This is a genomic window from Devosia sp. Root105 (assembly GCF_001424865.1).
Taxonomy (GTDB): Bacteria; Pseudomonadota; Alphaproteobacteria; order Rhizobiales; family Devosiaceae; genus Devosia_A.
In genome coordinates this window covers 836,619-856,784 of the sequence record NZ_LMCR01000001.1, presented here as the reverse complement: position 1 = coordinate 856,784, position 20,166 = coordinate 836,619, and the positions used below count along the sequence as shown (strand labels likewise).

General features: G+C 66.6%; 20 protein-coding genes. 7 read left to right on the top strand and 13 right to left on the bottom strand.

The genetic code is table 11. The features are described 5' to 3' along the window. Positions 1-2: 2 nt before the first annotated feature. Genes ASC68_RS04080 through ASC68_RS04070 form a run of 3 tightly spaced genes read left to right on the top strand, consistent with a single transcriptional unit; the run spans position 3 to position 2,610 of the window. The gene (locus ASC68_RS04080) at positions 3-890 is read left to right on the top strand and encodes an ABC transporter permease (RefSeq protein WP_055875098.1); all 888 of its coding nucleotides are present in this window, start codon (positions 3-5) and stop codon (positions 888-890) included. Beyond that, a complete protein-coding gene (locus tag ASC68_RS04075) occupies positions 887-1,702 on the top strand; it encodes an ABC transporter ATP-binding protein (protein ID WP_055875096.1) in 816 nt (271 codons plus the stop codon). The genes ASC68_RS04080 and ASC68_RS04075 overlap by 4 nt, the downstream gene beginning before the upstream one ends. After that, complete coding sequence (locus ASC68_RS04070; protein ID WP_055875093.1) at positions 1,699-2,610, top strand: ATP-binding cassette domain-containing protein; 912 nt, start codon at positions 1,699-1,701, stop codon at positions 2,608-2,610. The genes ASC68_RS04075 and ASC68_RS04070 overlap by 4 nt, the downstream gene beginning before the upstream one ends. A 206-nt stretch (positions 2,611-2,816) precedes the next feature. Here the strand turns inward: ASC68_RS04070 and ASC68_RS04065 are convergent, their stop codons facing one another. From ASC68_RS04065 to ASC68_RS04055, 3 genes are all read right to left on the bottom strand, one after another. Continuing rightward, the gene (locus tag ASC68_RS04065) at positions 2,817-3,644 is read right to left on the bottom strand and encodes an NlpC/P60 family protein (protein ID WP_055875090.1); all 828 of its coding nucleotides are present in this window, start codon (positions 3,642-3,644) and stop codon (positions 2,817-2,819) included. Between the two features lie 60 nt (positions 3,645-3,704). Next, positions 3,705-4,841, bottom strand: coding sequence for an FAD/NAD(P)-binding oxidoreductase (locus ASC68_RS04060; protein ID WP_055875087.1), 1,137 nt, complete (start codon positions 4,839-4,841; stop codon positions 3,705-3,707). A 66-nt stretch (positions 4,842-4,907) separates the two neighbouring features. Next, the gene (locus ASC68_RS04055) at positions 4,908-5,573 is read right to left on the bottom strand and encodes a peroxiredoxin (RefSeq protein ID WP_055875084.1); all 666 of its coding nucleotides are present in this window, start codon (positions 5,571-5,573) and stop codon (positions 4,908-4,910) included. Positions 5,574-5,708: 135 nt separating this feature from the next. Between ASC68_RS04055 and ASC68_RS04050 the strand changes: the two genes are divergently transcribed. Next, positions 5,709-7,412, top strand: a complete 1,704-nt coding sequence (locus ASC68_RS04050; protein ID WP_055875082.1) for a BTAD domain-containing putative transcriptional regulator — start codon at positions 5,709-5,711, stop codon at positions 7,410-7,412. A gap of 77 nt (positions 7,413-7,489) precedes the next feature. Here the strand turns inward: ASC68_RS04050 and ASC68_RS28565 are convergent, their stop codons facing one another. Further along, on the bottom strand, positions 7,490-7,663 hold the full coding sequence (locus tag ASC68_RS28565) for a hypothetical protein (protein WP_156384448.1): 174 nt from the start codon (positions 7,661-7,663) through the stop codon (positions 7,490-7,492). A 196-nt stretch (positions 7,664-7,859) separates the two neighbouring features. Continuing rightward, entirely contained in the window at positions 7,860-8,846 is a 987-nt protein-coding gene (locus ASC68_RS04045; protein ID WP_055875079.1) for an SDR family oxidoreductase, read from the bottom strand. 182 nt (positions 8,847-9,028) lie between these two features. Here ASC68_RS04045 and ASC68_RS04040 point away from each other — a divergent pair, with 182 nt between their 5' ends. Together ASC68_RS04040 and ASC68_RS04035 are read left to right on the top strand one after the other, a co-directional pair. Beyond that, positions 9,029-9,790, top strand: a complete 762-nt coding sequence (locus ASC68_RS04040; RefSeq protein ID WP_055875074.1) for a sugar phosphate nucleotidyltransferase — start codon at positions 9,029-9,031, stop codon at positions 9,788-9,790. A gap of 5 nt (positions 9,791-9,795) precedes the next feature. After that, positions 9,796-10,533 (top strand): LicD family protein, encoded by a 738-nt coding sequence (locus ASC68_RS04035; protein WP_055875071.1) that lies wholly within the window; start codon positions 9,796-9,798, stop codon positions 10,531-10,533. Here ASC68_RS04035 and ASC68_RS04030 read toward each other — a convergent pair. The 8 genes from ASC68_RS04030 to ASC68_RS03995 form a co-directional block, all read right to left on the bottom strand. Further along, positions 10,512-11,450, bottom strand: a complete 939-nt coding sequence (locus tag ASC68_RS04030) for an ABC transporter permease (protein WP_055875068.1) — start codon at positions 11,448-11,450, stop codon at positions 10,512-10,514. The two genes, ASC68_RS04035 and ASC68_RS04030, sit on opposite strands and share 22 nt — an antisense overlap. 3 nt (positions 11,451-11,453) lie before the next feature. Next, positions 11,454-12,533, bottom strand: a complete 1,080-nt coding sequence (locus tag ASC68_RS04025) for an ABC transporter permease (protein ID WP_055875065.1) — start codon at positions 12,531-12,533, stop codon at positions 11,454-11,456. Continuing rightward, positions 12,530-14,053: an ABC transporter ATP-binding protein gene (locus ASC68_RS04020; RefSeq protein WP_156387228.1), complete on the bottom strand. Its 1,524-nt coding sequence runs from the start codon at positions 14,051-14,053 to the stop codon at positions 12,530-12,532. Before ASC68_RS04020 ends, ASC68_RS04025 begins: the two co-directional genes overlap by 4 nt. Positions 14,054-14,060: 7 nt before the next feature. Next, positions 14,061-15,050: a BMP family protein gene (locus ASC68_RS04015; RefSeq protein ID WP_055875054.1), complete on the bottom strand. Its 990-nt coding sequence runs from the start codon at positions 15,048-15,050 to the stop codon at positions 14,061-14,063. A gap of 355 nt (positions 15,051-15,405) precedes the next feature. Then, positions 15,406-16,218, bottom strand: coding sequence for an ABC transporter permease (locus tag ASC68_RS04010; RefSeq protein WP_055875051.1), 813 nt, complete (start codon positions 16,216-16,218; stop codon positions 15,406-15,408). Beyond that, complete coding sequence (locus tag ASC68_RS04005; protein ID WP_055875049.1) at positions 16,209-17,468, bottom strand: hypothetical protein; 1,260 nt, start codon at positions 17,466-17,468, stop codon at positions 16,209-16,211. The genes ASC68_RS04010 and ASC68_RS04005 overlap by 10 nt, the downstream gene beginning before the upstream one ends. A gap of 103 nt (positions 17,469-17,571) precedes the next feature. Further along, complete coding sequence (locus ASC68_RS04000; RefSeq protein ID WP_055875045.1) at positions 17,572-18,561, bottom strand: PQQ-dependent catabolism-associated beta-propeller protein; 990 nt, start codon at positions 18,559-18,561, stop codon at positions 17,572-17,574. Further along, entirely contained in the window at positions 18,558-18,971 is a 414-nt protein-coding gene (locus tag ASC68_RS03995; RefSeq protein ID WP_055875042.1) for a hypothetical protein, read from the bottom strand. The genes ASC68_RS04000 and ASC68_RS03995 overlap by 4 nt, the downstream gene beginning before the upstream one ends. Before the next feature lie 171 nt (positions 18,972-19,142). On the opposite strand from ASC68_RS03995, the gene ASC68_RS03990 reads away from it, so the two are divergent. Further along, positions 19,143-20,138, top strand: a complete 996-nt coding sequence (locus ASC68_RS03990; RefSeq protein WP_055875040.1) for an ABC transporter substrate-binding protein — start codon at positions 19,143-19,145, stop codon at positions 20,136-20,138. The last annotated feature ends 28 nt before the right edge of the window (positions 20,139-20,166 follow it).

The window sequence follows — 20,166 nt, the reverse complement described above, 5'->3', positions numbered from 1 at the left end:
CCATGACCCTCCTCACCCAATTGCTGCGCAACAAGAAGGCCCTGGTTGGGGTGACCATCCTCGCGATCGTTATCCTCGTCGCCATCTTCGCGCCGCTGCTCACCGAATACAGCCCGACCCAGCGCGTCGGCCGGCCGCATCAGGCGCCGTCGGCCGAGCATCTGCTCGGCACCACGCGGCTCGGCCATGACGTCTTCACCCGGCTGCTTTACGGCGCCCGCATCTCGCTCGCCGTCGGCTTCGGCGCCGGGCTGCTGATCACGGTGATCGGCACCGTGCTCGGCATCATTGCCGGCTACAAGGGCGGCGTGGTCGATGAGGTCATCACCTTCCTGACCAATATGGTGCTGGTCATCCCCAACCTGCCGCTGCTCTTGGTGCTCGCCGCCTTCATCGGCCAGGCGAGCCCGCTGGTCATCGCCGTCATCCTCGGCTTCACCTCCTGGGCCTGGGGCGTGCGGGTCACCCGCTCCGAGACCCTGTCGATCCGCCAGCGCGATTTCGTCAAATCCGCCGAGATGCTGGGCGAACCCAGCTGGCGCATCATGGCGTTCGAGATCTTCCCCAACCTGATCTCGATCGTCGGCATTAACTTCATCGGCAGTGTGCTGTTCGCCGTGATCACTGAGGCAACGCTCGAGTTCCTCGGGCTGGGCGACCCCAACACCGTCTCCTGGGGCATCATGCTCTACAACGCCCAGAACGCCTCGGCCCTCTCGGTCGGCGCCTGGTGGGACATTCTCACCCCCTGCTTCGCGCTGGCGGTACTCGGCCTTGGCCTCGCGCTGATCAACTTCGCCATCGACGAGATCGCCAACCCGCGGCTCAGGACCGGCGGCATGCTGGCGCGCTGGACCGGGCTGATCCGCCGTGGGGAGGGCACGCTGTGAACGACCCCGTCCTCTCGATCCGCAACCTCTCTATCGACTACATCGGCGCCACCACCGATTTCCATGCGGTGAAAAATGTCAGCTTCGACATCGGCAAGGGCGAGTTCTTCGGCCTTGCCGGCGAGTCCGGATGCGGCAAGAGCACCATCGCCTTCGCCATCAGCCGCCTGCATCGCCCACCGGCGCTGATCCGCACCGGCAGCCAGATCCTGCTCGATGGGCGCGACGTGCTCACCCTCGACGACCAGGCTTTGAAGCAGCTGCGCTGGCGCGAGGTCGCCATGGTGTTCCAGAGCGCCATGAACTCGCTGAACCCGGTGCTATCAATCGAGCGCCAGTTCTACGATGTGCTCAAAACCCATACCGGCATGTCGCGGCTATCAGCCCGGGCCCGCGCCGCCGAACTCCTCAAGCTCGTCGATATCCCGGCCGACCGGCTCTCGGCCTATCCACACCAGCTCTCGGGCGGCATGCGGCAGCGCGTCGTCATCGCCATCTGCCTCGCGCTCAACCCAAAACTCCTGATCATGGATGAGCCGACCACCGCGCTCGATGTGGTGGTGCAGCGCGAGATCCTCGAGCGCATCCACAAGCTGCGCCAGGAGCTCGGCTTCTCGGTGCTGTTCATCACCCACGACCTGGCGCTGATGGTGCAGGTCTCCGACCGCATCGGCATCATGCTGGAAGGCGAGCTGGTCGAGGTCAACGACGCCCAGGCGATCTACCGCACGCCGCAGCACGGCTATACGCGAAAGCTCTGGGCCTCGATCCCGCGCCTCACCGGCAAGCCGATCGCCGAGGTCACGCCATGACCGACACGGCCCCCATCCTCGCCCTCGACAATGTCTCGAAGGTCTTCAACCGCGGCGGCAGCACCGTGCATGCGGCGCGCGCCGTGTCGTTCGCGCTCCATCCCGGCCGCACCCTGGCGCTGGTCGGCGAATCCGGCTCGGGCAAGACCACCGCCGCCCGCCTGATCATGCGCGAATACCGCCCCGACCAGGGTCGCCTCCTGTTCCGTGGCGAGCCGATCGAGGGCAGTGCGGTGCGCGACATGAAGGCCTATCGCAGCGCCGTGCAGATGGTGTTCCAGGATCCATTCTCCTCGCTCAACCCGGTCCACACCATCCGCTACCACCTGGAGCGGCCGATGCGGCTGCACCAGCCGAGCCTGAAGGGTGCGGCGCGCGACGCCGCCATCGCCGAAGTGCTCACGCGGGTAAAGCTTGACCCGGCGCTGATCCTGCCGAAATACCCGCACGAACTGAGTGGTGGCCAGCGCCAGCGCATCAGCATCGCCCGGGCGCTGGCGGTGAACCCCGAGGTGATCATCGCCGACGAACCGACCTCGATGCTCGACGTCTCGGTGCGGCTCGGCATCCTGAACCTGCTCAACGACATGAAGCGGCAGCTCAAGCTCGCCGTGCTCTACATCACCCACGACATCGCCACCGCCCGCTATGTCGCCGAAGACATCATGGTGATGTATGCCGGCCAGATCGTCGAATGGGGCGAGACCGAAAGCGTGCTCGGCAACCCGCAGCACCCCTATACCCGCCTGCTCCTCTCTGCCGTCCCCGACCCCGACCGCCGCTTCGGCGACACCCGCTTCAGTGACGAGCTCGAACGCATCGACCTGATCCGCCGCCAATCGGCACTGGAGCAGCCGGAAGTGCGGGAGATCGGTCCCAACCACTTCATCCGGCCGATGCCGGTGTGACCGCCAGGCGCCAGCCGCAGCCCCTCTCCCCTGAGGGGAGAGGGTAGTGGAGCTAGGACCGTCAGGTCCGTAGCGGAACTCGGGTGAGGGGTTCAGCCTCTCAGCGAGCGCTCATTGCACCGCTTCACCCCTCAACCGGCCTTCGGCCACCTTCTCCCCTGAGGGGAGAAGGGACAGGCACCGCACCCGGTCGAGGTGGCTCCGAGTTAAATCCGCCGATACCCCGTCGGCTCGCCGCCTCCGAGGCGGCTGGTCCGTTCCACCACCTCGGCCAGTGGCTCGATCGCCACCGCCATGTGGAAGGAGTTGGCGTGGATGATCTCGCTCGGGCTGGTCAGCATCGCCACGTGCCCACGCCAGAACATCAGGTCGCCGCGCCGCAGCGCCGTGGCCGCGACCGGATCGCCCATCGCCGCCTGCTGGTCGCTGTCGCGCGCACAGTCACGCCCGGCGGCATACAGCGCCTGCTGCACCAGCCCCGAGCAGTCGAGCCCCAGGCTTTCGCGCCCGCCCCACTGATAGGGCGTCCCGACAAACCGCTCGGCAACCGCCACATAGTCCGGCGCACGGTCGCCAACCGGCGCCAGATGCTCCGCGACGAACCAGCCGCCGGAGGTTTTCACAAACCGTCCCTCGCGTCCCTCCTCGGCCACCAGCGCGTTCAGCGAATAGAGTCCGACCGGCGGGGCCTTGATGCTGGGCGCACTGAACCCATAGGTCCGTAGTGCCCGTATTGTATGGGTCGGCGCCGCGCCGGGCGCCCCCAACGCCGCCGCTGCGACATAGCCGACATAGCCGTCCCGCCGCGCCTGCCCGAAGGCCCAGCCATCGGTCTCGTCCAGCACCTCGAACAGCTCGCCGAACAGCAGCTGATCGAGCTGCTCGGCCTCTGCCGCCGGCGCCCGGCGCAGCGCCGCCGAGGGAATTCGTGCCTGCCGTACGCTGGTCTCGACATAACGGTCTGCGGGGACGATCCCCTCGAGCGACCGCGCAGCAATTCCATCACGGGCGAGGGTCAGGCGTGGATCGAGCAAGGTGGGTGTCCCATGGAAAGTGGCGGCGCAGAGCCCGAAGCTAGCCCGCCATTTCACCCCTCACAACCCGAACCAGCGGGCCCGCCGCGATGCGCCGAAATGCTGCTTGTCGGTGCGGAGGCTCACCGAGGGCTCGTAGTAGTTGCCGGTGGGTTGCGGGCCGGAGAAGAAATCCACCTCGACCTTGCCGATACGGCCGCCGCCGAACTCGATATAGCAGGTGCCGAACCCGTTGTAGGGCACGGCCTGTCCGGCCTGCCTGAGCTTCGCCACCAGCGCGCTCGCCACGGCCCTGGCCGCCCCTTCTGCGAACACCCCGGCCTTCGGCGTGCCGGTCGCCGCCCCGTCGCCCACGGCGTAGACATTGTCGTATTTCGTCTCGAGCGTCCGCGGATTGACCGGGATCCAGCCATTCTCGGACATGCCGCTCTCGAGCACCACCGGCGGCACCCGGTGCTTGGGGACGCCAAGGAACAGGCTAAACGGCATTTCCCGCCCGTCGTCCAGCACGGCGACATTGCGCGCATTGTCGACCGAAGCGACGCGCCGGCTCGGGATGAACTCGATGTCGCGTTCGGCGAAGGCGGCGAGCAGCGCCCGCGACGTTTCTGGCGACGGCGGCACCGGGCTACCGAGCGGCAGCACCAGCGAGATCTTGCAGTTCTGCCGCACGCCGCGCTCGACCAGGTAGTCATGCAGCATCAGCGCGCATTCGCTCGGCGCCGGTGGGCATTTGTAGGGCGCGCCGCATACCCCGATGATGGCGTTGCCGCTGCTGAAGCTCGGCAGCAGCTCGCGCAGCCGCTCCGCCCCCGGGATCGAATAGAATTCCGTGGTCCCCGCGAGCCCCGGCGTCGCCTCGAAGTCGTACTCCGCTCCCAGCGCCACCACGAGATGGTCCGCTTCGAACACGCCGTTATCGGTGCTGACCCGCCGCGCCACCGGGTCGATCGCCGTGATGGTGCGCTTGAGCAGCTTCACCCCCGGCTTGGCATAGGCGCTGTATGGCATCCGCACCGCCTCGGCTTCGGCATGGCCGAACATCACGTCGAGCTTGGAAAAGCCGAACATGAAGGAATCCGATTTGTCGATCAGCGTCACGTCGATGCTGTCGCCCAGTTGCTCGGACAATAATGTCGTCAGTTCGAGGCCGCCAAAGCCGGCGCCAAGCACCAGGATGCGGGGTTTGCTGCTCATATCAGTCTCGCCGGTTGGTATTGATCGGGGTGACGGAGGCGCCGGAAGCGCCTCCGCATTGTTGGCTCAGGTGAGTACCGGTTGCGGCACGATCCGGATGTAAGGCTTGGGCTCCTTCCACCCCTGGGGATAGAGCGTCTTGGCCTCGTCGTTCGACACCGAGCCGGCGATGATCACGTCGTCGCCCGGCTTCCAGTTCACCGGCGTCGCCAGGCGATGCTTGGCGGTGAGCTGCAGCGAGTCGATCACCCGCAGCACCTCGTCGAAGTTGCGGCCGGTGGTCATCGGATAGGAGATCACCAGCTTGATCTTCTTGTCCGGCCCGATGATGTAGACGTTGCGCACCGTCTGGTTGTCGGCTGCGGTACGGCCATCCGAGCTCGAACCCGCCGAAGCCGGCAGCATGTCGTAGAGCTGGCTGATGGCCAGCGTCGGGTCGCCGATCATCGGGAAGTTCGGCGCCGTGCCCTGCGTTTCGGCAATGTCCTTGGCCCAGCCGGCGTGCTTGTCCACCGGATCGACCGACAGCCCGATCACCTTGACGCCGCGCTTGTCGAATTCCGGCTTCAGCCGCGCCATGTAGCCGAGCTCGGTGGTGCAGACCGGTGTGAAATCCTTGGGGTGGGAGAACATGATCCCCCAGTCATTGCCCAGCCACTGGTGGAACGAGATCGGCCCCATCGTCGTATCGGCGCTGAAGTCGGGAGCCATCACGTTGATATTGAGAGTCATTTCGGTGTCCTTTGCCTCTGGAATTCGATTGCCGGGACACCTTAGGAAATCTATGTTCCGCCAGCGTTCCCCGACGGGGAACGCTTGGTGACGGCCCGTCAACTGGGCGCGGCAACAGCTCGGGGCGGTGCTGTCTTGCGTGTTTCGATCACTTTGCTCGGCCGCTTCGGCGTCAGCGTCGATGGCCGTCCGATCCCGACCGCTGACTGGCGGCGCGACCGGGCCGCCGCACTGGTGAAGTTTCTCGCCATCACCCCGGCGCATCGCCTGCATCGCGAACAGCTGATGGAAGCGTTCTGGCCCGAGCTCGATACCGAGGCCGCCGGCGCCAACCTGCGCAAGGCCATCCACTTCGCCCGCCGCACCCTTGGCGCGCACGAACTCATCACCCTTGGCAACGACGTCGTTGCGCTGGCGCCGGAAGCCGAGCTCAGCGTCGACACCGAACAGTTCGAGGCGGCGACCAGGGCGGCGCTGAGATCCCGCGATGCCGCCGAGTTCGAGCGGGCCGCCGACCTCTATCCTGGCCAGCTGCTGCCCGACGACATCTATGTCGATTGGCTCGACGCCCCGCGCACCCAGCTGCAGCAGCGCTACACCGAGCTGCTGCGCGCCGGCGCGCTGTGGCAACGACTTATTGCCCACGACCCCACCGACGAACAGGCGCAATGCGCCCTGATGCAGCGGGCCCTCGATGCCGGTAACCGGGTCGAGGCGATCCGCCAGTTCAACCAGCTGCGCGACAACCTCCACGCCGAGCTCGGCGTCGGCCCCAGCGCCGCGGCGATCGCGCTCTACGAGCAGGCCCTGGCGCTGTCCAGCGCCGAGCAGCCGGACCCGTCGGACCGCATCCGCGCCTCGCTCGCCTGGGGCCTGGTGCACCTGCAGAGCGGCGAATTCGACCGCGCCAGCGAGATCGCCCGCGACACCCGCAACCAGGCGCTCGCCGCCAACCTCGCCCGAGAAGTGGGCCAGGCCAGCGCGCTGCTCGGCCTCTCGGCCAATATGCAGCAGCGCTGGCCCGAGCTGTTCCGCTCCGAGTTCATCGAATGGGTGCGGGCCCGCCCCACCTTCGTCCGGCATGTGTTCGACGGCCACCTTTGCCTCTCGGAATTCTGCCTCTGCAGCGCGCACGGCCATGCCGGGATCGCCGCGCAGTCGCGCGAGCTGCTGGCCGTCGCCACCGAGGCCGATTCCGTCGCCGGTCGCGGCCTCGCCAACCTGCTGCTGGGCGAGGTGGCGCTGTTCTCGGGTGAGCTCGATGCGGCCGAAGCACTGCTCGAGGATGCCGAAGACCAGTTGCTGGAAGCCGGCGCCGTCGCCGGCCGCGTCCTGGCGCTGGAACGACTGGCCGAGATCGCCCTTGAACGTGGCCAGAAATGGCGTGCCAATCGGCTGATCCAGCGCGGGCTCGGCGAGGCCGAAGCCACCTGGCTGTCGCCGCACCTCAACATGCGCATGCAGGCGCTGGCGGTGCGCGCCGCGCCGACCCGCGAGAAGGCTGCGGAAGCCATCCTTGCCGGCGACCGGCTGCTGACCAATGGCGCCTGCCAGCCCTGCTCGATGGCGCTCCGCACTGCCTCAGTCATCGCATTGGTCGAGGCCGGACAGCTGCACGAGGTCGATCGCCGCCTCGCCGATGCCGAACGCATCGCCGGTATGTGGCATGGCGGCCCGTGGGCCGCGGCTTTATGGGAAGCCCGCGGCGTGCAGCGCCGCGCCCAGAGGCACGAGGTCCGGGCGCTCGCTGCCTTCGACGAAGCCGCCTTGCGCTACGCCGAACTCGGCCGCCCCCGCGACGCGGCGCGCTGCCTCGCCCGCATGAAAGACGCCGCCTAAATCACTTCAGCAACGAGCGACCCACATTCCGGCTTTCGCGGGAATGACCCGGTGGCGGCCGCTCGATCGCGAACGTCCTAGTCGTAGGTATCCTCGTCCGCCCTGGCGCTGATGAACCCCGCGGCGCCTGGCATGTCGGGTGCTTCGTCCTTGGCCGCCGGCTTCACCGGCTTGTCCTTGGCCTTCTGCGCCTCTTCATGCCTGCCGTGTCCGGCCGCGTCTTTCTTGTGAGCCTTGTGCTTGTCGCTCATGGCATCCTCCTGTTGCTGTGAAAGGAGAACGCGCCAGCCCAGTTTTAGTGCCCCCCCTGCTCCCCTCCCCCTTGAGGGTGGGTGGGGGTCCATCGGCGATCACCGCACCACCCCCTCCCTCAATCCCTCCCCTCCTAGCGGACGCGGCAGCGCCGCGGCGAGAGGGAAGCGAGGACTGGAGGATCGCTGCAGCCGCTCACCGCCCTAGCGCTGCCTGCTCCGAGGTGATCCTGTCCATCAGCGGGTCGAGTTCCATGTTGACCGGTGCGTTTGCGGTGAGGCGCTGCTTCAGGAAACCGATCGACTCCTCCAGCACTTCGTCGAGGTTCTCCGAGCATTGGAAGTCGCCGGCGACACGCTTCACCTTGGAGTTGTCGAACAGCGCCGACCAGGTCTTGTCGCCGATCAGCGGCCCTTCCCAGGCCTTGTTGTAGGCGACCAGCGTGTCGGACGGCACATGCACGATATCAGGCGTCAGCCCGACGCCGCGCCCGATGGCGTGATAGATGTCGTCCCAGCTATAGCCGCGGTCCGAGGTGATGTGGAAAATCTCGCTCAGCGCCCCGTCCTTGCCGAACAGGTTGACGAACGGCACGGCGAAATCCTTCGAGCGCGTCAGTGTCCAGGGCGAAGTGCCGTCGCCGGCAACGATCACGGGTTTGCCCTGCTGCATGCGGCGGATGACGATATCGCCCTCGCCCATCATTGTCGGCAGCCCGGTGCGCACCGTGTGGCTCGGCCGGACGATGGTCCATGGCAGGTTCTTGGCCTCGGCCAGCAGCTTTTCGCAGGCGATCTTGGCCTGGCTGTAGCCCCAGTAGGGGTTCACCGCCGGGGTCTGTTCGGTGATGATGTAGTGCCGCGCCGGCTTCTCGTAGACCGAAGCCGACGAGATGAAGATGTACTGCTTGGTGTTGCCGGCAAAGGTGGCGATATCCACGGCCATCTGCTCGGGGGTGAACACCATGAACTGCGCCACCACGTCGAACTTGTGGGCGCCCAGCGCGCGGTAGGCCGCCGGGTCCTTCATGTCGCCGACGATCGAGGTCACCCCCTTCGGCAGCGCCGCATCGCGCTGCCCGCGGTTGAACACACTGACCTTGTGCCCTTGGCTGACCGCATATTCGACGCATGGCAGCGAAATCTGCCCGGTACCACCGATGAAAAGTACGCTGAGACTCATGAAATCCTCCTCGAGTATGAGGAGCGTACCTCATCACCGGTCCGCCGCGACTGCAACCTTCGACGCAGCCCGGGGCGCCAAGCCATTCAGCGATTGTGCGCACGCGAACAACCGCCTACCACTTCTTGTCGACGCGCCGGATCTGGGCACGGCAAGTCACCTGATCACCTCGGGACCGTAGCTTGATCAACATCGTCATCCCGATGGCCGGCCGCGGCTCGCGTTTCGAGGGCACCGCCGAACGCGTGCCCAAGCCGCTGATCGAGGTGCAGCCCGGCCGCCGGATGATCGAGTACGTGGTCGATTACCTGCGCCTCGCCGAACCGCACCGCTTCATCTTCGTCTGCCAGGCCGAGCACGCCCGCCGGCACCGGCTGGCCGAACTGTTCGCCACCCTGGCCCCCGGCCATGAACTGGTGCTCACCGACGCGGTGACCCGCGGCCCCGCAGCGACAGCGCTTCTTGCGGCGCCGCTGCTCGGGCCGGATGACGAGTTGCTCGTCGCCTATTGCGATTGCTTTTTCACCATCGATGTCTCAGCCTTTCTCGGCCGCCTGCGTGGTGCATCGGCCGATGGCGGCGTGCTGATCTTCCCCTCGACCCAGCCGAGCGATGCCTATGCCCTTGTCGATCCGCAGGGACGTCTCTCGCAAATCGTCGAGAAAGAGGTGATCAGCGGCGACGCCGTGGCCGGACTGTTCTATTTTCGCCGTGGCGCGGCGTTCGTCGGCGCGGCCGAGGCCGCCATCGCCGCCACCCCGGCTGACCGGGAGGCGTTCGTTTCAAACGTCTGCGACCGCCTGATCGCCGATGGCGGCACCGTTCTCGGCCAACGCATCGATCGCCGCCAGTGGATCGAAATGGGCACCCCGGCTGACCTCGCGCTCTCCCGCCAGTGGCTCGCGTCGCATCGGCCGACGGCAATGCCAGGCCGCCGAGGGTGAGGGCGATGAAGCCGCTCAAGCCGCGCTATCGGCGCACCTGGTCGCGCCCCATCGCGACGCTGACCCGGGGGTTCGCCCGCAATCCCCAGTTGGCCTGGCAGCTGGTGCGCAGCGGCATGAACCTTCGCAACACCCAGAACCTGCGCCGCTTCAGCCTCGCCATTCATGGCCGCGACTTCCTCGCCGACATCTACGCGGTGGCGCGCGAGGTCGGCATTCGTCCCTATCTGATGTGGGGCACCCTGCTGGGGGCGGTGCGCGATGGCCGTCCGATCCCGCACGATACCGATATCGACCTCGGTCTCAGCGCTGCCGACTATGCCCATAAGGTCGCCTTCGTTTCCGGCATGATCGAGCGCGGCTACTTCTTCGTCCTCGACGAGCGCTACAAGTTCCGCCTGCTGCGCCGCGATTACGTGCTGCACGCCGATTTCGACGTATTCTATCCGGCCGGCGGCGAGATGATCTGCCTGAACCCCCTCGATGGCGTTTACCAGGGCGCCCGTTTTCCACTCCAGAGCTTCGATCGCCTGCGCGAGATCGAAATCCTCGACGGCCTCAAGGTGCTGATCCCGGATCCGCCGGAGCGCCTGCTCGAAATCATCTACGGAGCGGACTGGCGAACCCCCAACCCCGGCTATGTTGGCACCACCGACCTCGCCAACCCACTCCGCATCGCCAAGGGCGAGCCCATTCCGCCGCTGCCGGAGAGGCCCCCAGGTCAGCCGCCGCCCTTCTCATAGGGTTGGCCCAAAGCCGCCGGAGCGCCACTGCGGGTTGCCGACACCGCCAGCACCACGATGGTCAGCACATAGGGCAGCATGATCAGGAACTGCAGCGGCACGCCGCTCGGCAGCAACTGCGCCCTCAGTTGCAGCGCTTCGGCTGCCCCGAACAGCAGCGCTGCGACCATCACCCCGAACGGATGCCGGCGCCCGAGGATCAGGATGGCAAGCGCGATATAGCCGCGACCCGCCGTCATATTGTCGAGGAACACCCCGGTGGCGCTGATCGAGAGGAACGCACCGCCCAGCCCGGCCAGCGCCCCGCTCACCGCCACCGCCGCATAGCGGATGGCGATCGGATCGAGCCCCAGCGTCTCCGCCGCTTCCGGATGCTCGCCTACCGCCTTGATCGACAGCCCGATGGTCGAGCGCTGCATCACCAGCCAGCCGCCCAGCACCAGCGCCAGTGACAGGTAGGTCAGCGGGTCATGCTGGAACAGCAGCGGTCCGAGGATCGGGATTTGCCCCAGCGGCCCGAAGTCGATCGGCGCGAATGGCGTGATCCGCGGCGAGGCCGTACCCGAGCCGAAGGCAAGGCGGAAGAAATACGCCGAAACGCCGAGCATCAGCAGGTTGAAGGCGATCCCCACCACCACCTGGTTGGATTTGAGCGTCACCGCATAGAACGCCAGTCCCAGCCCCGCGATGGCGCCGATCAGCACCGCGACGCCGGCGCCAAGCCACAGGTTGCCGCTGAAGTGCACGGTGATGAAGCCGGTAAAACACCCGATCAGCATCATGCCTTCGAGCCCGATATTCAGCACTCCGGACTTCTCGGCGAACATCCCGCCCAGAGCCGCGAGGAGGATCGGGATCGAGAGCCGGACGCTCGCGGCGATGAACCCGGCGAGGACCGGATCAGCAAGCCACTCCATGGTTCAGCTCCCCACCACGGCGCGGCGGCGGAACAGCCGCGGCAGGGCGTTCTGGCCGATCAGCAGCAGCACCACCAGCGCCTGGATCACCGTGGTCAGCGCGCTCGGCACCCCGGCCGCCGATTCCATGGTGGTCGAGCCGATCTGCAGCGCCGCGAACAGCACCGCTGCCGCCAGCACTCCGAGCGGATTGGTCTGGCCGAGCAGCGCCACGATGATTGCCGTATAGCCAAAACCCGGCGACAGGTTCTCGATCATCCGCCGCTGCACCCCGGCGACTTCCGAAAAGCCGGCGAGTCCCGACAGCGCCCCGCAGATCAGGAAGCCGGTCCACAGCGCCGCCTTAACGTTCATCCCGGTATTCTCGGCCGCGCGCGCATTGTGCCCCACCGCCCGCAGGCGGAACCCCGCCACCGAGCGCCACAGGAACACCTGCGCGACGATCGCCACGACGACCACCAGCAGCAGCCCGGCATGGAGCCGCGTGCCCTCGAGCAGCATCGGCAGCCGCGCCTCCGCCGCGAGCCGCGCCGTGCGCGCCAGTGGCGAGCCCGGATCCTGCAGCGGCCCATGCAGCAGGTAGCCGACGAAGTAGATGGCGATGTAGTTGAGCATGATGGTGGTGATCAGCTCGTCCGCCCGGAACTTCAGCTTCAGTACCCCGGCGATCGCCGACCAGCCCGCCCCGGCGACCGCCGCCGCGAGAGCCATGGCCGACAGCACCAGCCATTGCGGCTGGCCGCCAAGCTGCAGCCCCATCCAGGCTGCCGCGACACCGCCGATGAACAGCTGGCCCTCGGCTCCGACATTGAACACCCCGGCACGGAAGGCCAGCGCGATGCCGATGCCGCAAAACGCCAGCGGCACGGTGCGGATCGCCGTCTCCGCGAGCCCGTTGGTGCTCCCCAGCGACGCCTCGAACAGGCTGAGATAGGCCAGCACCGGGTCGCGCCCGATCGCCGCGATCAGCAGGGCGCCGATGGCGAAGGCGGCAAGCACGCAGAGCATGCCCGACAGCACCGAGCGTGGCAGCAGCCAGCGCCTGGCGAGACCGACGGCAGCCTCGGATGCACTCTCGCTCATGCCGTCCTCCCGGCCATCAGCAGCCCCAGTTTCTCGACGCTGAAATCGGCTCGCGCCACCACGCCCGTCAACTGCCCCTTGAACAGCACGACGATCCGGTCGGCGAGCGCCAGCACCTCGTCGAGCTCGGTCGAAATCAGCAGCACCGCCGCCCCCGCGGCGCGCCGCTGCAGCAGCTGGCTCTGCAGGAACGCCGTCGCCCCGATATCCAGTCCGCGCGTTGGCTGCACCGCAACCACCAGCCGCGGGTCGCGGCTCAGCGCCCGCCCCAGCACCACCTTCTGCTGGTTGCCCCCCGAGAGCGAACCGATGGCCTGTTCGACGCTGCCCAGCCGAACATCGTAATCGGCCACCAGTTGCGCCGCAAAAGCCCGCGTCTCGCCCTGCCGCCGCAGGCCCCAGCGGGCAAAGCGCGGCCGCCCGGCTTCTTCAGCCACGGCATTGTCGGTCACTGACAGCTTTTCGAAGATCGCCGTGCGGTGCCGATCCTCCGGGATATGCGCCAGCCCCGCCGCGATCCGCTCGGCTACCGGCCGGTGCGTCATCTCGATCCCGTCGATCAGCACCCGCCCGGTATCGGGCCGCTGCAGCCCGACGATCGCTTCTGCCAGTTCCTGCTGGCCATTGCCATCGACCCCCGCCACCGCGACGATCTCGCCGGCGCCGACCGCGAGGCTCACCCCCTCGAGTCGCCGCACCCCGCGCGCGTCGGTCAGCCCCAGCCGATCGACCTCCAGCAGCGGCCGTCCGGCAACGGGTATGCCCTCGAGCTGCGGCAGCGTCACCTCGCCGCCCACCATCATGCGGGCGATCTCGCGCGGTTCGGTTTCGGCCGTCCGCAGCGATCCCGCCACCTTGCCGCGCCTGAGCACGGTGATCCGGTCGGTGACCGCCATCACTTCATTGAGCTTGTGCGAGATGAAAACGATCGCCGTCCCGGCGGCCGCCAGCGAGCGCAGCACGGGAAACAACGCCGCCGCCTCCTGCGGCGTCAGCACTGCGGTCGGCTCGTCCAGAACCAGGATTTTTGCGCCGCGATAGAGCGCCTTGACGATCTCCACCCGCTGCTGGCTCGCCACCGACAATTCGCCGGCCAACGCCCGCGCATCGACCGCCAGCCCGTAGCGGGCGCCCAGCGCGTCGATCTCGTTGGCCAGTTGGTCGAGGCGCGGAAACCAGGTCCGCACCTCCTTGAGCCCCAGGGCGATGTTCTCGGCGACCGTCAGCGTCGGCACCAGCATGAAGTGCTGGTGCACCATGCCGATACCGAGCCGCCGCGCCTCCAGCGGGCCGTCGATCGTGACCGGCTGGCCGCCGATCTCGATCGACCCGGCCTGCGGCTGGAGCAGCCCGGCCAGCGCCCGCATCAGCGTGGTCTTGCCGGCGCCGTTCTCGCCGAGCAGCGCGTGGATCTCTCCCGGCTCTACGGCGAAGCTCACATCGTCATTGGCCACCACCGGGCCGAAGGCGACGCGGATGTTCCGCATCGCCACCGCCGCGGCTGCGTTCAGTTGTGACACTGCCCGCTTACTGCACTTCGCTGGTATCGAGCGGCACCTCGAACGTGCCGGCCTTGATCGCCGCGATCTTGTCCTCGACCGCCTTCAGCACCGCCGGATCGACATTCTTGTCGAGCCCGTGGAAATCGGCGAGCCCGACCGAGTTGGCGGCAACGCCATACGACCAGTTCTCGCTCTTCCAGGTGCCGTCGAGCACCGCCTGGCCGACTGCCGTCACCAGCGGCCCGAGGTCCCAGGTGACGCTGGTCAGCACCGCTTCGGGGCCGAGATGGTTCTGGTCGGTCATGGCGCCGAGCGCGAACACCTTCTTGGTGATTGCCGCATCGATCACCCCGACGCCTTGTGCGGAAAGCACGTCGGCGCCCTGCTCGACCTGGGCAATGGCGGCTTCCTTGGCCTTGGGCGGATCGAACCACGAGCCGATGAATGTATGCAGTACCTTGATCTCGGGTTTCACCTCCTTGGCGCCCGCCTCATAGGCGTGGAGGTTGGCCAGCATATTGGGCGCCGGCATGCCGCCGACCCAGCCGACCGAGCCGGTCTTCGAGGTCCCGGCCGCCAGCATCCCGGCGAGATAGGCGCCCTGGTAGTCGGGGTTGGAATAGGTGCCGAGGTTCGGCGCGAGTTCCGCTGCCGTGCCGGCCATGAAGGTGGTGTCGGGGAAATCCTCGGCGGCATTGAGCGCCGCATCGCCGAACGAGAAGCTGTGCGCGAAGATCAGCTTGTAGCCGCGCTCGGCGAAATCGCGCAGCAGCCGTTCGGCATCGGCGTCGGTGACGTTCTCGACATAGGCGACTTCCGCCCCCAGCGCCTTGCCGGCGGCTTCGAGGCCGTTATAGCCCACCGAGTTCCAGTCATTGTCGGTGATCGGACCGGGCAGGATCATCGCGATCTTGAGATCGGCGGCCAGCACCGGGGTGCTCAGCGCGGTGGTCGCGACGAGCAGCAGCGCCGCCTGCGCAAAGCGCCGGCGTGAGAGTGTCATGAAGGATGTCATCTGTTCTTCTCCTGTATCGCGCACTGCGCGGGAACGATGGGCCCCGCCAGCCCGCCGTCCCGCATTCGGGGTCGCAGTGCGAGACCCGGATGGTAATGCTGCTAACGTTGTCGTCAATTGTCACAAAGACGTGTGGATGACAGGCAGCCCCTGCGGTGGGCGCATGACGCCTTCGTCCCGCGATCGCTAGTTCGGTGCCGAAAGAGCCCCCCACCCTGTCCCTCCCCGCAAGGGGGGAGGAGACCAAAACACTGACGCTGGTGGGAGCGTCTCCCTCCCCCTTGCGGGGAGGGGACAGGGGAGGGGGTGCTCTGTGCGCACCGGCCTGTCCGCCGCGTGTCGCAGGCACCTAAGCCTAGTCCCGCTTCACCTTGCGGATCGCCCCGGCCTGCGGATCGTAGCCACGCGCCGCCAGGAGGAACGCCACCGCGGCGCAGCCGGCGACGACGCCGAGCGAGGTGAGATTGAGCTGGCCGTACATGGCGAAGCGGATCAGCTCCACCGCATGGGTGAACGGGTTCACCACGCTCAGCCAGTAGACGATCTCGGCGCCGGATTCGCGCAGCTTCCACAGCGGGTAGAGCGCTGAGCTCAGGAAGAACATCGGGAACACCACGAAGTTCATCATCCCGGCAAAGTTCTCGATCTGCGGCGTGTAGACCGAGACCAGCAACCCGATCGAGCCGAGCATCAGCCCGGCGAGGATGATCGCCGGGATGGCGGTCAGGTAGCCCAAATCCGGCACCCCGTAGCCGACGAGCCGCGCGACGATGAGGAACGCATAGGCCTGCAGCAGCGCCAGGATCGTGGCGCCGGTGATCTTGGCGAACAGCAGGAAGCCGCGCGGCAGCGGCGTCACCAGCATCACCCGCATCACCCCGGCCTCGCGGTCATAGACCATCGACAGCGCCGACTGCATGCACTGGAACAGGATGACGATGCCCACCAGCCCCGGCAGGATATACTCCTGGTAGGGCGTATAGGTCTGGTACGGCGGCACGATCGAAACGCCGAGCAGGTCGTGCAGGCCGGTGGCGAAGACGATGAGCCACAAGGCCGGGCGCACCAGCGCCGAGAGCAGCCGCTCGGTCTGGCGCAGGAACTTGGCGATCTCCCGCCAGGTGATGGCGTAGACCCCAAGCCACAGGTGCTGCACGCTTACTGACACTTGTGCTCCGGCTCATCGGTGCCCAGCGTATCGAGCACGTTGGTCTGATGCAGAAAACCTTCGAGCGGCGCCTCGGCGATGACGGCGTTATGCGTCGCGAGTACGATCGGAAACCGCATCTGCCCGTCCCACGGCCGGAAGTTGAGCTGCACGCCCTTGGCTCCATCGATCTTCAGCCGGTTGCCGCGGATATAGTCGGCGGTCTTCTGGTACTCGCCGGTCCGCGCCTTGGCGTAGGCCGTGACGATGGCCTTTGCGGCGATCCAACTCGACCAGTCCTGCCCGGTCATCCGCCGCCCCTTGGTTAGCGTCTCGAAGCGCGAGGTCACCTGGGTCGAGCCATCGCGGTCCCAGCTCCACTGCCACTCCGACGCGACCAGCCCGGTGGAGCCGACCACCAGCCGCGGCAGCTGTGTGTCGTAGGGCAGGTAGCGCGAGAACTCGCCCTGGTGGTCGGCGACGAACACCACGTCGTAGTCGGCATTGCCGGTGATCAGCAGCGAGTTGTTCCGCTCGCGATTGGCCGGGTCGGTGGCGAGGGTGAACTCGCGCTCGTCGACGATATTGAAGCGCTGCCGCTCGGCCGAAGCGTGGAACGCCACCGCCATTGCCTTGTCGCGCGGCTCGGCCCCCACCAGCATCAGCACCTTGGTCCAGTTGCGGGTACGGAGCAGTTGCACCATGGCGTCGGACAGCATGCGGTCCGAGGCGGCAGTGTGGAGGAGGTTCGGATAGCAGCGCTGGCGCAGGTAATCCTCCGGCGCCGTGGCATTGAGCAGCGTCACCGGCCACTCGCGGGTTTGCCCGGCCACCTGGTCCACCAACTCGGCCGGCAGGTCGAGAATGACGAACTGCTCCCCCGCCTTCACCATTTCGTCGAGTTTGGCCACCAGCGAGGCCGCGTCGGTCGCTTCCTGGTGATCCAGCACCACCTGCTGGTCCACCGCGTCCGACACCACCTTCATCTCCTCGACCCCCATCGTCGCCCCGTCGATCGGGTTGCCGCCGGGCGCGATTTCGATGCGCGTATAGACGAGGTCTGGGTGATAGCGCGGGTCGTCCTGCAGCCCCAGATAGCCGATCTTGATCTCGGCAGAAAATGCGGCGCCGCTGAAAAGCAGCGACGCCGCCAGGGGGAGGAGCAGTGAAAACTTGGGTTTGAACCGGCGGCGCCCCAGCGTCCCCTCTCCCCGCGGCGCTACCGCGTCCGCTAGGGGGGAGAGGGTCAGGGTGAGGGGGCCTTGCCCCAAGCGCGGTGCGAAGGAAGGCCCCCTCACCCGACGCTTCGCGCCGACCTTTCCCCCTCGGGGCGCTACCGCGTCCCCAAAGGGAGAGGTGAAACCCGAGAGCCGTTCAGTCATCGATCACCACCGAATGCGGCACGCGTCCCACCGGTACCGACTTGATCGGCTTCATCGAAGCCATGTCGATCACCGTGATGTCGTCCGACAGCCCGTTCGCCACGTAGGCCCGGGACTCGTCGCTACTGAGATCCACCGACCAGGCGCGCTTGCCCACCAGCACATACTGCAACACGTCGTGCGTCTTGCCGTCGATGATGACGATATGGTTGGCGCGCCCCAGGCTGAGCAGGATCTTCGAACCATCCCGGGTCACCGCCATCCCCACCGGGGTCACGTCTTCCTCGCGGAAGCCGGGCGGCACGAAGATCAGGCTGTCGCCCTTGATCTCGTTGGTCGCCGTATCGATGATGTAGATCTCCGATGACAGCTCGCAGCTGACCCACAGCTCCGTCCCATCCGGCGTCAGGATGAAGCGGCGCGGCCGGGTGCCGACCAGGATGTTCTTGGTCACCGCACCGGTGGTGGTGTCGACCACATGCACCATGTCGGCGACTTCCGAGGTCACATAAGCGGTCTTGCCATCCGGCATCACCAGCACGCCCTCCGGCTCGGCCCCGGTCGGGATGTCCTGAATGGAGACCCGTGTCGCCATGTCGATCGCCTCGAGCCGCGAGTCCTCTTCATTCGAGACGTAGATCACCTTCTCGTCCGGCGAGAAGGCGAACACTTCCGGCGACGGCCCGGTGGGGATCGAGTCCACCACCTCGAGGCTCGCCACGTCGATCACGTCGATTGCGTCATCGTCACCACAGGCGACGTAGAGCAGCTCCTTGGCCGCATTGAAGTGCATGTCCCGCGGCCGCCGCGAGGTGGCGATGCGTTTCACCACCGCCAGCGACTGGTCGAGCACCACCACTTCGTTGCCCTTCTCGGTGGAGACGAAAATCATCCCCGTACCCTTGGCGACGGCACGCGGCACCGCGCTTGCAGCAAGCAGTGCCGTCGCCGTCGCGACGAATGTGCGTCGGGTGAACCTCATTTGACGATGAACTTCCCCTTGAGGCCGCGGTTCTCGTAGCCCGGCACGTAGATTTCATACTCGCCCGGCCGGATCGGCACGAACGAGATGTTGAAGGTACCGGCATCGTCGAACTCGATAGAGTAGAGGCCCCACACCTTGGTCTCGAGGTCGTTGACGACGATCTGGTTGATCCACGAGTTGCGGAACAGCTCGGGCGCTACCACGGCGATCTCCTCATTGCCGTCCGAGGTGATATCGAGCTGGTAGTATTTGCCGGTCTCGAGCTCCCACACCTCCTGCGAAAACTTCAGATCCACCGTGTTGATTTCGAGCGTCAGGTCGGTGCCATTGGCGGCAAGATTACCCTCCGCCTGCGCCCCACCGGTGAACAGCAGAGCAGCAGTCGCGGCGACGAGAAGTTTGTGCATTTGGTGGCCCCCCATAGGCAGTTTCGATCAGCGTTATCGCAATTTACAATCTGCTGTCCCGACACGCACCAGCAACCCGCCAGCCGCAATACATGATATAGCCAAGCCCAATGATCCCGGGTGCTAGCGCTGCACCCACCACTGCTATTCTCGCGTTCCCAGGGAGGAACCATGCGCAAAATTCTACAGGCCGCTCTGCTGGGGATGACCCTCGCGATCGGCTTCACCTCCGGTGCCTTCGCCCAGCATGGCGAGCCGGAAAAACTGTCGCTCGGCGTGCAGGCCACCGGCACGGTGAAATGGGAGCTGGCCGCCATGCAGGCGCTCGAGCTCGACAAGAAGCATCACCTGAAACTCGACATCCGCGACGTCGCAGACAGCAAGGCCGGCCAGATCGCCCTGCAGGCGAAGGAGGTTGACGTCATCCTGTCCGATTTCGTCTGGGTCTCGATCCAGCGCCACCAGGGTAACATGGTCACCATGGTGCCGCACTCGCTGACCGTCGGCGGGCTGATGGTCGATCCGGCCGCCGGCATCGCCAGCGTCGCCGATCTCAAGGGCAAGACCCTCGCCGTCTCCGGCAGCCCGGTCGACAAGAGCTATGTCATCCTCGCCGCCTATTACAACAAGCTGACCGGCGGCAACCTCACCGAGGATGCCGAAGCCAAGTTCGGCGCTCCGCCACTGGTCAACGAGCTGATCACCGGTGGCCAGGCCCAGGCGGCGCTCAACCTCTGGAACTGGAACTCGCGCGCCAAGCTGGCGGGGAAGGCCGAGCTGATCTCGGTCGCCACGATGCTCGCCGATCTCGGCGTCTCCGAAACCCCGCCGCTGCTCGGCTGGGCCTTCTTCGACGAGACCGGTCGCGACAAGAAGGCCGCCATCAAGGGCTTCCTCGATGCCAGCTTCGAGACCAAGAACGCGCTGCTCACCGACGATGCACTGTGGGACAAGATCCGCGACGTGATGAATGTCGGCGATGACGACGCACTGTTCGCCCAGCTGCGCGATGACTACCGCGCCGGCATCGTCACCAAATACGCCGCCTCCAGCATGCAGCCGGCTGAAGAGTCCTTCGCCGTCATGGCCAAGTTCGGCGGCCCCGACGTCGTCGGTGACTCGACCGAACTGGCCGACGGCACCTTCTGGAAAGGCTATCGCAAATAGCCGTTGAACTGCGCGACGGCAGGACCGC